The following is an 11,530-nucleotide window of genomic DNA, read 5'->3' as shown; positions in this document are numbered from 1 at the left end:
GTCGACCGGGGGTATGCCCTCGGGCGGCGTCTGGGCGCGGGGCGAGCTCAGGTCCTCCACCAGGGCGAGGGCGCGGCGTCCCGTCACCGCGCCTCCGGCGTCGGAGAGCACGCTGCGCAGCGCCGTCGACGCCTCCAACTCCGCGCGGGCGCGGTCCAACCGGCCCTGGACGATGGCCAGCACACCCAGTTCGTGGTGGAAGTACGCCTCGTCGGCGACCTCGCCCGCGGCGCGGGCCGCCTCCTGTCCGGTGCGCAGCACCCGCTCCCACGCGCCCCAGCGCAGGGCGGCGGCCAGCGGCGGGGCGGCGACGCGGGCGAGGGCGGCGACGGAGGCGGCGTGGCCCTCGCGCTGCGCCGACCGCACGATGGCCAGGAGGACGTCGGCCTCCCCGGCGACGGCGGGCGGCGTCGCATCCGGCTGGGCGAGCCACCAGGCGTAGTGGCGGGCGGCGGCCAGGACGCGGTCGGCCGAGCCGTCGCCGAAGCCCGCGGCCAGCAGCTCCCCCGTGACGAGGGGGGCCACGCGGTGGCGGTGGCCCACGGCCGTGAGCAGGCCGCCCGCCAGCAACTCGTCATGGTCGGCCACGGTGTTGGGATGGCCGGTGAGCACGGGCAGCCGGGACGGCGCGGGGATCTCGCCGCCGAGGGCGACGGCGTACCGCAGGATGACCCGGGCGCCCTCGGACAGCGCCTTGACGAGGGTGGCGGTGAGGGTGGCGGCGTTGGGCAGCGGCGCCCGGGAGGACTCGTCGCGTCCGCGCAGCACCGCGGCGGCCTGGACGAAGCGCAGCGGCAGGCCCTCGGTCTCGAACCAGAGGTCGGCGGCCCAGTCCGTCTCGGCCTCGTTCAGGGGCCTGCCCAGGCTGAGTTCGAGGAGTTCGAGGGAGGCGGTGCGGCTGATGCCGGCGAGGAAGACCTCTTCGAGGCGGGACTCGGCGCCGGGCGCGGGGACGCCGGGCTCGGCGGCGATCAGGAAGGCGCACTCGGGCGTGGCCTCCAGGAGCTCGTCCAGGGCTGCGGCGCCGAACTCGACGTCGTCCAGGGCGACGACCGCGCCGATCTCGCGCAGGCCGGCGGCCAGCTCGGTCGCCCCCGGACGGTACGCGGGGGTGTGGTGCACGGCGGCGTGCAGCTCGTGCAGCAGGTCGTCGCGGGTACGCCGGTAGCCGCTGAGCCTGATGACGCCGTCGGGGGCCAGGCGGGCGCAGTCGCGGGCGACGGCGTCGAGCAGGGCGGTGCGGCCGACGCCCGGGGGGCCGGTCAGGAGGACCGAACGGCCGCGGGCGAGCAGCCGGTAGAGCCGGTGCCGCTCCTCGTCGCGTTCGAGCAGGGGGGCGGGGGACGGCTCGCCGTCGCCGGTCCCCGCGGGCGCGCGGCGCGGGGCTATCGGGCGGCGCCCGGGCGGGCAGGACTCTATCTCGCTGCCGTCCACCGGGTTGACCGTGAGCAGGAAGTCCCCAGCGACCAGCTCGACAGCCCGGGTGGGACCGTCGTCGGCGGCCCCGGCGGGGTGGTTGAGGTCCATGGTCAGCGTCTCTCGGAAGCGGTGCGGCCAGGCCGCCTGTGGTGCCCACGCTACCGTCGCCGGTCGCGCACCTCACGGCCGGTGTCGATCAACCCGTCGAAAACTTCTGGGGATTATGGGGCGATGGTGAGAATGCGGTGCAGGCGGGTGGCCACCAGCACGCGTTGCATCCGGGGCGGCACGTCTCGTAGCACCAGCCGTCTCCCGCACCGTCCCGCCCTGCGGTGCGTGCCCATGATGACGCCGAGTCCCGTGGCGTCCCAGGAGTCGAGGTCCTTGAGGTCGAGCACGAGGTCACCGTCACCGGCGTCCACGGCTCGGTGCAGGGCCAATCTCGCGTCCGCCGCGCTGCGCACGTCCAGACGCCCGCCGACGACCAGCTCCGCGTGGTCGCCTCTGATGTGCATGTACGCTCCCCGCTGCCCTAGGGGCGACTGTTGACGACTGTGTACCACCGTTAAAAGTGACAGCTCACTGAGCCATGAGTTGCCGACTGTGTTCAAACCGATACCGAAATCACTCAGGGAGGTGATCGGTGACGATCGGAGAGATCAGTGGAGTTCAGGAGCCGCCCGAAACGATCAGTATCAGTAGGGGTAGAAGCCCTTGCCGCTCTTCCGCCCGACGTCACCGGCGTCGACCATCCGGCGCATCAGCTCGGGGGGCGCGAACTTGGCGTCGCGCGACTCCGTGTAGATGTTCTCCATCGCGTGCATGAGGATGTCCACGCCGGTGAGGTCGGTGGTGGCGAGTGGGCCCATCGCGTGACCGAAGCCCAGGCGGCAGGCGGTGTCGATGTCTTCGGCGGTGGCCACGCCCGACTCGTGGAGCTTGATCGCCTCGACCACGAGCGCGGAGATGAGCCGGGAGGTGACGAACCCGGCCACATCGCGCTCGACCACGATGCAGGTCTTGCCGGTCGACTCGGCGAACTCCCGTGCCACGGCGAGGGCTTCGTCGCTGGTGCGGTGGCCGCGGACCAGCTCGCACAGACCCATCATCGGCACCGGCGAGAAGAAGTGCGTGCCGACGACGCGCTCGGGATTCCCGGTGGCGGCGGCGAGCAGGGTGATCGGGATGGCGGAGGTGTTGGAGGCCAGCACCGCCGAGTCCTTGATCAGGCCGTCGAGGGTGCTCAGCAGCTCCCGCTTGGCGTCGACGCGCTCGAAGACGGCCTCGACCACCACGTCCGCCTCGGCGGCGGCGTCCAGGTCCGTGGTGGTGGTGATGCGGCCCGAGGCCGCCGCCGCCTCGTCGTCCGTCAGCGTCCCCTTGGCGGCGAACTTCCCGAGGGACGACTCGATGCCGTGCCGGGCGCGCGTCAGGGCGTCCTCGGTGAGGTCGCGCAGGGTCACCTCCCAGCCGGCCTGGGCCGCTACCTGGGCGATGCCGGACCCCATGAGTCCGGCGCCGATGACGGCGAGCTTCCTGGCCACGTGTGATCTCCTTCGATGCGCGGCGACCCGGGACCCAGAACACTATCGATCCACGGGGGTTCTTGGGCCGGGAAGAGACACGCGTCACGAAGCGAGCGCAAGTCCGCCCGCGCCGGGGGCAGATGCCCCGCGAGAGACCGCGCGGCACGGCGCGGCGACACGGCCCGGCGACACGGGGAGCCTCAGGGGAGCGGGCGGCGGGCGTAGTCCAGGACGCGGGGGCTCATCAGGGACTGCGCCACGTCCAGCTTCTCCAGCATCAGCCCCGCGGTCTCGTCCAGCGGCCTGCGCTCCATCGCCCCGTGCCCCGCCGTGCGGTAGACCTCGGCCTGGAGTGACATCAGCTGCCCCGCGATCAGCTCGGCGACATGGTCGCCCGGCTTCTCCTCCGCCTCCTCCGCGAGCGTCTCGGCGAGCCGTTCCGACGTCGCGTTCATCATCCGCATCAGTCGCGCCACCAGCGAGGCCGAGCCGAAGGCCACCCGCACGAAGCGGTCGTAGTTCTCGCTGAGCCCCGTCCACGGCCGGCGCTCGATGATGTCCCGGCGCAGCCCGCGCAGCACGGCCTCCGCCGCGGACTCGCCCGGCTCCCGGTTCCTGACCCGCTCGGAGGGCCGTTCCACCATCTCGTCCTCGCGGTCGAGGAAGAGGTCCTCCTTGGCCGGGAAGTAGTTGTAGACGGTGTTGACCGAGACATTGGCGGCCTCGGCGACCTCGGCGACCGTGACCTGGTCGAAGCCGCGTTCGAGGAAGAGACCGGTCGCCACGTCCGAGATCAGCTGCCTGGTCTGACGCTTCTTGCGCTCTCTGAGGCCGGCCATGCCGTCATCGTAGCCATTCTTGACCAACCGAAAACTTGGTGTCGTTGCAAATTTTAAGTCTCCCTGCTTTTCTTGACGGCATGGATCCCATCCTGACCACACGAGGACTCGCCCGTACCTTCCGGACCAAGCGCGGCACCGTCGAGGCGGTCCGCGGGATCGACATGGACGTCGAGCCCGGCGAGATCCTGGGCCTCCTCGGACCCAACGGCGCGGGCAAGAGCACCACGCTGAAGATGCTGACCACCCTGCTCCGCCCCACCCGCGGCGCCGCCACCGTCGCGGGGCACGACCTGATCCGCGAGCCGGCCCGGGTGCGCCTGGGCATCGGTTACGTCGGCCAGGCCAGCGGCGTCGACCCCACCGAGACCGTGCGGAACGAGCTGACGCGCCAGGGCCGCTTCTACCGGCTGACCCGGGCCGAGGCCGCGACCCGCACCGCGGAACTGGCCGCCGAGCTGGACTTCGCCGATCTCCTCGACCGCACGTGCTCCGAGCTCTCCGGCGGCCAGAAGCGCCGCCTCGACGTCGCCATGGCGCTCCCGCACCGGCCCGCGATCGTCTTCCTCGACGAGCCGACCACCGGGCTGGACCCCGCCAGCCGCGCCGACCTGTGGGACCTGATCCGCCGCATCCGGGCCGAGTGGGGCACCACCGTCTTCCTCACCACCCACTACCTGGACGAGGCGGACGCCCTCTCCGACCGGCTGATCATCGTGGACGACGGCCGCGTCGTGGCCGAGGGCGCCCCCGCAGAGCTGAAGGCCGCGCACGGCGGCTCGCCCGACGCCACGCTCCAGGACACGTTCATCGCGATCACCGGCCGCGGCCCCAAGCGGGACGACCTCGCCCCCGTCGCCCTCTGACCCCGACCGGAACGCCCCGGCCGCCGCACACCCGGCCCACCACACCCCGGCCCACCACACACCGGGCCCACCACACCACGCACCCGCGAGGGGAAACGCCCAGCCATGTCCACCGTGCTCTCCGACACCGGCCTGATCTTCGACCGCTATCTGCGCCAGACCCTCAGGTCCCGCATCAGCCTGCTCTTCGGCCTGCTCCAGCCCATGCTGTTCCTCGCGTTCTTCGGGCCGCTGCTCGACCGTGTGCCGCTGGGCGGCGAGGGCGACTCCTGGCAGACCCTCGTTCCCGGGCTCCTCGTTCAACTCGGCCTGTTCAGCGCCGCGTTCGCCGGTTTCGGCATCATCATGGAGAAGCAGCTCGGCATCGTCGAACGCATGTGGGTGACCCCGGTCAGCCGCCTGGCGCTCCTCCTCGGTCGCGTGCTGCGCGACGCCGTGCAGCTGCTGGCGCAGTCCCTCGTGCTCGTCCTCGCGGGCACCCTCTTCGGCCTGCGCGCGCCGGTGCTCGGCGTGCTGGTCGGGTTCCTCATCGTCGGCGCCCTCGGCATCTCGCTGGCGTCGCTCTCCTACGCCTTCGCGATGCGGGTGCAGGCCATCCACGAGTTCGCCCCCGTGGTCAACGCGGTCAACCTGCCCGCGATGCTGCTCTCCGGCATTCTCCTGCCCATGGCGCTCGCGCCGACCTGGCTGGACGTGCTCTCGCACTTCGTGCCCTTCCGGTATCTGGTGGAGGGCGTGCGGGCGGCGTTCGTCGGCGACTACGGCGGCGGCGAGCTGGTGCTCGGCCTGCTGGTGGCCGCCGGCCTCGCCGCCGCCTCCCTCACCGTGGCCACCCGGCTGTTCTCCAGGGTCGGTGCCTAGGGCCACCCCCGCCCGGCCCAGTACGCTCGCCCGCATGGTCAACCTCACCCGGATCTACACCCGCACCGGAGACACCGGCACCACGGCCCTGGGCGACATGAGCCGCACCGCCAAGACGGACCCGCGGATCGCCGCGTACGCCGACGCGAACGAGGCCAACGCCGTCATCGGCACGGCGTTGGCCCTCGGCCGGCTGCCCGCCGACGTCGCGGCCGTGCTCGTCCGCGTGCAGAACGACCTCTTCGACGTCGGCGCCGACCTCGCCACCCCCGTGGTGGAGCATCCGGAGCACCCGCCGCTGCGCGTCGAGCAGACCTATGTCGACCGGCTGGAGGCCGACTGCGACCACTATCTGGCCGGGCTGGACACGCTGCGCAGCTTCATCCTGCCGGGCGGCACGCCGGGCGCGGCGCTGCTCCACCAGGCGTGCACCGTGGTCCGGCGGGCCGAGCGCTCGACCTGGGCCGCCCTCGACGCGCACGGCCCCACGATGAACGCGCTCACCGCCACCTACCTCAACCGGCTCTCGGACCTGCTGTTCATCCTGGCCCGCACCGCCAACAAGGAGACCGGCGACGTGCTCTGGGTCCCCGGCGACAACCGCTAGAACCGCCAGGACCGCCGGGAGGTCCGCTCGGCCCCGGGGGCGGCGGCCTCAGGGGCCGCGCCCTCGGCGGTCGCGCCCTCAGGGGCACGCCGCGGGAACACCGAGTAGCTGAGCGCGATCAGCCCGTGGATGCCGACCACCCGCAGCGCCGTCCACTGCCAGCCGCGCAGGGATTCCGTCCGGTCGGCGTCCCCGATGGCCCAGATCATCACCTGGAGGACCGCGAGCGCGATCAGCACCGCGACCAGCGTCATCGACCAGATGCGCCACTCGTGCCGGGCCCGCGCCATCCCGTAACGCGGCGGCTTTTGGGGCCGCGGTCCCCCGGCCAGCCGGTGCGCGGCATGGCGGTCGGCCCACGCGATCGTGTAGTGCCCGTAGCCCACCGTGAACCCGAGGTACAGCGCCGCCAGCCCGTGCGCCGCCGACGGCTCGGCGCCGCGCGCCAGGTCCACCGCGGTCGCCGTCAGCAGCAGGACGTCGATCAGCGGCACGCACACCAGCAGCACCGCGCTCAGGCGCGGCATGCGCAGCAGATAACGGACGGCGAGGCCGGCGCCGAGCACCAGCCAGAACCCCACCTCCGCCGCGGCGATCAGGGCAACGATCATGGCGGACTCCTCCCTCGTCGCCTCCAGGTTCGCCGCCCCCGCTCCCCCGCGGCGTCGGCCCCGACGATGATTCGCGCCGGGCGGCTGCACCGTTCGGACTACTCCGGCCGATGGTCGTCGCCACGGCGCGAGGCGTGCTGTGATGGAGCCATGTCCAGCCCGGCCCGCCCGCACCGCCACGACGTGTGGATCGCGCTCGCGGGCCTGGTGGGCGGCCTGCTCGGGATCGCGCTCGGCCTGCACACCGTCACGCCCCACGAGCAGCACGGGCCCGAGGTGCTCATCGGCCTGCTGATGATGAGCGGCGCCGAGTTGCTGCGCCGCACCGCGCCGGTGTGGGCCCTGGGGATCGCGGTGGTCGCGCAGACCGTGGACGTGCTCACGGGCGGGCTGCTCGCCGTGGTGATCATGTTCACCGACATCCTCTACGCCGTCGCCCTCTACGGCCCCGCGCGTCTGGCGCGGAACCTGGCGACCGGCTCCGTGGTGTTCACCGTGGCCGTCACCATCGGCACCGTCGCCTGGCTGCGCACGCCGGAGGCGCTGCTGCTCGGGGCGCTCGCCGCCGGGGTCACCGCCACCCCCGCGTGGACCGGGCTGATGCTGCGCCAGCACCGCGACGCCGCCGCCGCCGAGCGGCTGCGCGCCGAACAGACCGCGCTGCTCGCGGAGATGGACAGGACCCAGGCGGTGGCGGCCGAACGCTCCCGGATGGCACGCGAGTTGCACGACCGCGTCGCGGGCCACCTCTCCGCCATCGCCATCCACTCCACCGCCGCGCTCACCCTGGACGAGCGCGCCGCGACCCGGGACGCCTTGGCGGTGATCAGGGAGAACAGCACCCAGGGCCTCACCGAGATGCGCAGCCTCATCGGCCTGCTGCGCGAGGCGGGCGGCGGGCAGGTCGTCGAGGCGTCGCCCAGCCTGGACGGCCTCGACGCGCTGCTGCGCCGGGCGGGCCGCACCGGCGCCGCGGGGCGGCTGCGGTTCACCGGCCACGACGACCGCCCGCGGGACGCGCCCCGGCTGTCGGCGCCCGTCGAACTCGCCGCCTACCGCATCGTCCAGGAGTCGCTGGCCAACGCCGTCAAGCACGCCGCTCCCGGCGAGGTCACCGTGGCGCTGCGGCAGGACGCCGAGGCCCTCACGGTGACCGTCACCAGCCCGTTCCACGAACGCGTCGCCTCCCGCGCCCTCGGCTCGGGCGCGGGACTCGTCGGCATGCGCGAACGGGTCGAGCTGCTGGACGGCACGTTCGCCGCGGGGCCCGACGGGTCCGGGAACTGGCGCGTCACCGCGGAACTGCCCCTGAGGGAAGGGAAGTCGAGGACATGACCCGGATCAGGGTGCTGGTCGCCGAGGACCAGGCGGCCGTTCGGCAGGGGCTGGTGCTGATCCTGCGCAGCGCCCCGGACATCGAGGTGGCGGGCGAGGCCGGTGACGGCGAGGAGGCCGTCAGGCTCGCCCGCGAACTCCGGCCCGACCTGGTGCTGATGGACCTCCAGATGCCTCGCCTCGACGGCGTCGCCGCGACCGGCCGCATCACCGGCGAGGGGCTGGCCGAGGTGCTGGTGCTGACCACGTTCGACTTCGACGAGTACGTCTTCGGCGCGCTGCGCGCCGGGGCCGGTGGCTTCCTGCTCAAGGACAGCGAGGCATCCGCCCTGCTCGACGCGGTCCGCACCGTGGCGGCGGGCGAGGGGCTGATCGCGCCGTCCGTCACGCGCCGCCTGATCGCCGAGTTCGCCCGTTCCGCGCCCGGCGGCGCCCAGGCACCGCCCGCGCCCGGGGCGGCGCGGCTCGCCTCGTTGACCCCGCGCGAGCGCGAGGTGCTGGCCCGGATCGGCGAGGGCCTGTCCAACGCCGAGATCGCCGACCGCCTGCACATGGCGGAGGCCACGGTGAAGACGCACGTCAGCCGCGTCCTGCACAAGCTGGGCCTGCGCAGCCGCGTCCAGGCCGCCATCCTGGCCCAGGAGTCGGGGCCCACCGCGGGCTGAGCGCGGGGCCGCGCGGGCTCCGCCCGCCGGCCGCCGCACATCGGGCAACGGGCCCCGGCTCACGCCGTGCCCGGCGCACCACCCCACTCGGCCCATCACCGGAAGCGGCGGGCGCGAAGATCTGCCCAGACTGAGCCATGGCAGATCAGCAAAAGGAGAGCGGCCGCAGCCCTACGGCCGAGGACTCACCACGACAGTCCCGTTCCGAGCCGGTGCGCGGCCCCTCGGGCGCCGCCCGCCGGGCGTGCCGACGGCTGGAGAAGCTGACGGGTCACACCGTCGACGGGGTCTCCGCGGTGCACCGCGAGGAGGACGGCTGGCGCGTGTGCGTGGACGTCCTGGAGGTCGCCCGCATCCCCGACACCACGAGCCTGATGGCCACCTACGAGGTCGAGTTGGACGAAGAGGGGCGGCTTCGCCAGTACCGCCGCGTGCGCCGGTACCGGCGCTGCGCCACCGACGACTACTGCTGAACCCCCCGCTCGCGGTCCTCCCCCTTACCAAGGAGCCCTCATGACCGTTCCCACCATCTACCGCGACGACGCGTGCATCCAGCCACGTACCGGCACCCTCTACGACGTCATCGACATCATCCTCGACCGCGGCATGGTCATCGACGTCTTCCTGCGCGTCTCGCTGGTGGGCATCGAGATCGTCAAGGTCGACATACGCATCGTCATCGCGAGCGTCGACACCTATCTGCGGTTCGCCGAGGCGTGCAACCGCGTCGACCTGGAGACCGACGCCCACAGCCGCACCCTTCCGGATGTCATCGAGGGGATGAGCGGCGGCATGAAGAGGTCCGCAGGCAAGAAGGCCGTCAAGAGCACGGGTTCCAAGGTCAAGGAGCACGTGTCCGGCAAGGGCGGCGACGAGTCCGACCAGGGCGACGAGAAGGAGTGAGACGTGGCAGATCCGCACGTGTACGTCTACGGCATCATCCGGGCGAGCCAGGAACTGCCCGCCGGGCGACGCGGAGTCGGCACGCCCCCGGCCCGGCTGCGGAGGCTGTGCGAACGCGGCGTGGCGGCGGTGGTCAGCGAGGCCCCCGAGAGCCTGCTGGCCCGGCGCCGCGACCTGATGGCCCACCAGGACACGCTGCTCGAACTCGCCGAGCGGGGCCCCGTGCTGCCGATGCGCTTCGGGGTCGTCTCCCCCGACGAGGCGGCCGTCACCGAGCGGCTGGCCGAGCGCGAGCGGGAGCACCTGGACACCCTCGAACGCCTCGACGGGCGGCTGGAGATGAACCTCAAGATCTTCACGGTCGAGGACGGCCTGGCCGAACTGGTCCGCGACGACCCCGCCGTGCGGCGGCTGCGGGAGAGCGCCCAGCGCAGACCCGGGTACGAGGCCAGCGTGCGGCTGGGCGAGGCCGTCGCCGCCGGGCTCCAGCGCAGGGCGGCGAGCGCCGCCGCCGAGGCCCTGCGCGTGCTGACGCCGCTCGCCGAGGCGACGACGCCGGGGCCCGAGGTCCCCGGCTGCGTCCGCAACATCTCCTTCCTCGTGGCGCGGGAGGCGCAGCGTGCCTTCCAGTCCGAGGGGGCGCGCTGCGCGGCGCGCCTCGCCTCGCACGCCGAGGTGAGGGTCACGGGCCCGCTGCCCTGCTTCAGCTTCGTGCCGAGCGTGCACGAGGGCGCGCCCGCGGCGGCGAGGCGCTGACATGGGCCTGATCTCCGGCCTCCTCCTGCTCCCGCTGGCCCCCGCCCGCGGAGTGGGCTGGGTGGCGAACCGCATCGCCGAGGCGGCCGAGCAGGAGTACTGGGCGCCGGGACCGCTCAAGGCCCAGCTCGCGGCCCTGCACCGGGCCTACGAGGACGGTGAGATCGGCGAGGAGGAGTTCGAGTGCCAGGAGGAGATCCTCCTCATCCGGCTCCATCACGTACTGCGCGAGGACCGACGCCTGGACCATGGAGGGCACTGAACCGATGGAGCAGAACATGAAGGCGGCGCTGGCCGCGGGAATCGCGAGCGGCTACGTGCTGGGCCGCCGCAGGAAGGCCAAACTCGCCTTCGCCGTCGCCACCTACGTGGTCGGCCGCAGATTCCGGCTCCACCCGCGGGACCTGGCGAGCGAGGGGCTGCGGCGCCTCAAGGACAACGAGCACGTCTCGCAGCTCACCGAGCAGATCCGCGGCGAACTGGCCCACGCGGGCAAGACCGCGGCCTCCGCGGCGACCAACCACCACCTCTCCGGCCTGGCCGACACCCTCAAGTCGCGCACCGAAGCCATCGTCGGGTGCGCCGCGAACGCCTCAGGCGACGGGGCGCGCGACACGGAGCGAACGGAGCGGGGGGACAAGGCGTCCGGGGCGAGAGGTGAAGGGGACGACTGCCCGCCGGGCGACGGGGACGCCGACCAGGACGAGACCCGGCAGGAGGAGTCGTCCCAGGAGGCGGCCGAGGAGACCGCCGAACCGCGGAAACGCGCGTCCAACGGCAAACGGGCGGCGGGCAAGAAGGCCGGCCGCACCCCGGCGGGAGGTGAACGGTCATGACGAGCGACGAGCAGGGCGACGGCGGTCAGGGCGGCCTGGCGCAGACCGTCGAGCGGCTGCGCCACGAGGTGACCGGCTTCGTCGGCGCCCAGGTCAAGCAGCTCGCCGACAAGGCGGGCGACAAGGTCACCGGGCTGGCCGGACGGCTCGGCGAGATGGACAAGGGAGGCCCGGTTCCCAAGGTGGGGGCGCGGGTGCTCGGCGGCGAGAACCCGGCCAAGGCGATGGCGGGCGAGGGTGCCAAGGACGTCAAGGGCAAGACGGTGGACAAGGTGAAGGGCGCCATGGGCGGCGGCGGTGGGGGTG

Annotated in this window: 14 protein-coding genes and 2 pseudogenes; 11 read left to right on the top strand and 5 right to left on the bottom strand. The window is 73.1% G+C overall.

The window, feature by feature from the left end; translation table 11 throughout:
* The 4 genes and pseudogenes from ADY01_RS25475 to ADY01_RS25460 all read right to left on the bottom strand — a co-directional run.
* Nucleotides 1-1,527 (bottom strand): annotated as a pseudogene (locus tag ADY01_RS25475) (ATP-binding protein); the annotation flags it as partial.
* 113 nt (nucleotides 1,528-1,640) lie between these two features.
* Nucleotides 1,641-1,934, bottom strand: coding sequence for an STAS domain-containing protein (locus tag ADY01_RS25470; protein WP_049578184.1), 294 nt, complete (start codon nucleotides 1,932-1,934; stop codon nucleotides 1,641-1,643).
* Between the two features lie 180 nt (nucleotides 1,935-2,114).
* A complete protein-coding gene (locus ADY01_RS25465) occupies nucleotides 2,115-2,963 on the bottom strand; it encodes a 3-hydroxyacyl-CoA dehydrogenase family protein (protein ID WP_049578183.1) in 849 nt (282 codons plus the stop codon).
* Nucleotides 2,964-3,145: 182 nt separating this feature from the next.
* On the bottom strand, nucleotides 3,146-3,784 hold the full coding sequence (locus ADY01_RS25460) for a TetR/AcrR family transcriptional regulator (RefSeq protein ID WP_049578187.1): 639 nt from the start codon (nucleotides 3,782-3,784) through the stop codon (nucleotides 3,146-3,148).
* A gap of 80 nt (nucleotides 3,785-3,864) precedes the next feature.
* Here ADY01_RS25460 and ADY01_RS25455 point away from each other — a divergent pair, with 80 nt between their 5' ends.
* From ADY01_RS25455 to ADY01_RS25445, 3 genes are all read left to right on the top strand, one after another.
* Complete coding sequence (locus tag ADY01_RS25455; RefSeq protein WP_049578181.1) at nucleotides 3,865-4,650, top strand: ABC transporter ATP-binding protein; 786 nt, start codon at nucleotides 3,865-3,867, stop codon at nucleotides 4,648-4,650.
* A 105-nt stretch (nucleotides 4,651-4,755) separates the two neighbouring features.
* A complete protein-coding gene (locus ADY01_RS25450; RefSeq protein WP_049578180.1) occupies nucleotides 4,756-5,511 on the top strand; it encodes an ABC transporter permease in 756 nt (251 codons plus the stop codon).
* 34 nt (nucleotides 5,512-5,545) lie between these two features.
* A complete protein-coding gene (locus ADY01_RS25445; RefSeq protein WP_049578178.1) occupies nucleotides 5,546-6,118 on the top strand; it encodes a cob(I)yrinic acid a,c-diamide adenosyltransferase in 573 nt (190 codons plus the stop codon).
* Here the strand turns inward: ADY01_RS25445 and ADY01_RS25440 are convergent.
* Nucleotides 6,115-6,729, bottom strand: coding sequence for a hypothetical protein (locus ADY01_RS25440; RefSeq protein ID WP_049578176.1), 615 nt, complete (start codon nucleotides 6,727-6,729; stop codon nucleotides 6,115-6,117). The genes ADY01_RS25445 and ADY01_RS25440 overlap by 4 nt on opposite strands.
* A 150-nt stretch (nucleotides 6,730-6,879) precedes the next feature.
* On the opposite strand from ADY01_RS25440, the gene ADY01_RS25435 reads away from it, so the two are divergent.
* The 8 genes and pseudogenes from ADY01_RS25435 to ADY01_RS25400 form a co-directional block, all read left to right on the top strand.
* A complete protein-coding gene (locus ADY01_RS25435; RefSeq protein ID WP_049578174.1) occupies nucleotides 6,880-8,064 on the top strand; it encodes a sensor histidine kinase in 1,185 nt (394 codons plus the stop codon).
* The gene (locus ADY01_RS25430; protein WP_049578172.1) at nucleotides 8,061-8,729 is read left to right on the top strand and encodes a response regulator; all 669 of its coding nucleotides are present in this window, start codon (nucleotides 8,061-8,063) and stop codon (nucleotides 8,727-8,729) included. Before ADY01_RS25435 ends, ADY01_RS25430 begins: the two co-directional genes overlap by 4 nt.
* Before the next feature lie 137 nt (nucleotides 8,730-8,866).
* Nucleotides 8,867-9,202, top strand: a complete 336-nt coding sequence (locus ADY01_RS25425) for a gas vesicle protein (RefSeq protein WP_049578171.1) — start codon at nucleotides 8,867-8,869, stop codon at nucleotides 9,200-9,202.
* A 40-nt stretch (nucleotides 9,203-9,242) separates the two neighbouring features.
* Complete coding sequence (gene gvpJ, locus ADY01_RS25420) at nucleotides 9,243-9,632, top strand: gas vesicle protein GvpJ (RefSeq protein ID WP_049578169.1); 390 nt, start codon at nucleotides 9,243-9,245, stop codon at nucleotides 9,630-9,632.
* A gap of 3 nt (nucleotides 9,633-9,635) precedes the next feature.
* The gene (locus tag ADY01_RS25415; RefSeq protein ID WP_049578168.1) at nucleotides 9,636-10,388 is read left to right on the top strand and encodes a GvpL/GvpF family gas vesicle protein; all 753 of its coding nucleotides are present in this window, start codon (nucleotides 9,636-9,638) and stop codon (nucleotides 10,386-10,388) included.
* Between the two features lies 1 nt (nucleotide 10,389).
* Nucleotides 10,390-10,650 (top strand): gas vesicle protein GvpG, encoded by a 261-nt coding sequence (locus ADY01_RS25410; RefSeq protein WP_049578166.1) that lies wholly within the window; start codon nucleotides 10,390-10,392, stop codon nucleotides 10,648-10,650.
* 4 nt (nucleotides 10,651-10,654) lie between these two features.
* The gene (locus ADY01_RS25405) at nucleotides 10,655-11,224 is read left to right on the top strand and encodes a hypothetical protein (protein WP_049578164.1); all 570 of its coding nucleotides are present in this window, start codon (nucleotides 10,655-10,657) and stop codon (nucleotides 11,222-11,224) included.
* Nucleotides 11,221-11,530: pseudogene (locus ADY01_RS25400) on the top strand (cyclase); the annotation flags it as partial. The gene ADY01_RS25405 and the pseudogene ADY01_RS25400, both read left to right, overlap by 4 nt.

Source organism: Streptomyces sp. SBT349, from assembly GCF_001083795.1.
Lineage (GTDB): Bacteria > Actinomycetota > Actinomycetes > Streptomycetales > Streptomycetaceae > Streptomyces.
Note: the sequence above shows the minus strand (reverse complement) of the source record. Positions and strands in the feature narration are given on the sequence as shown.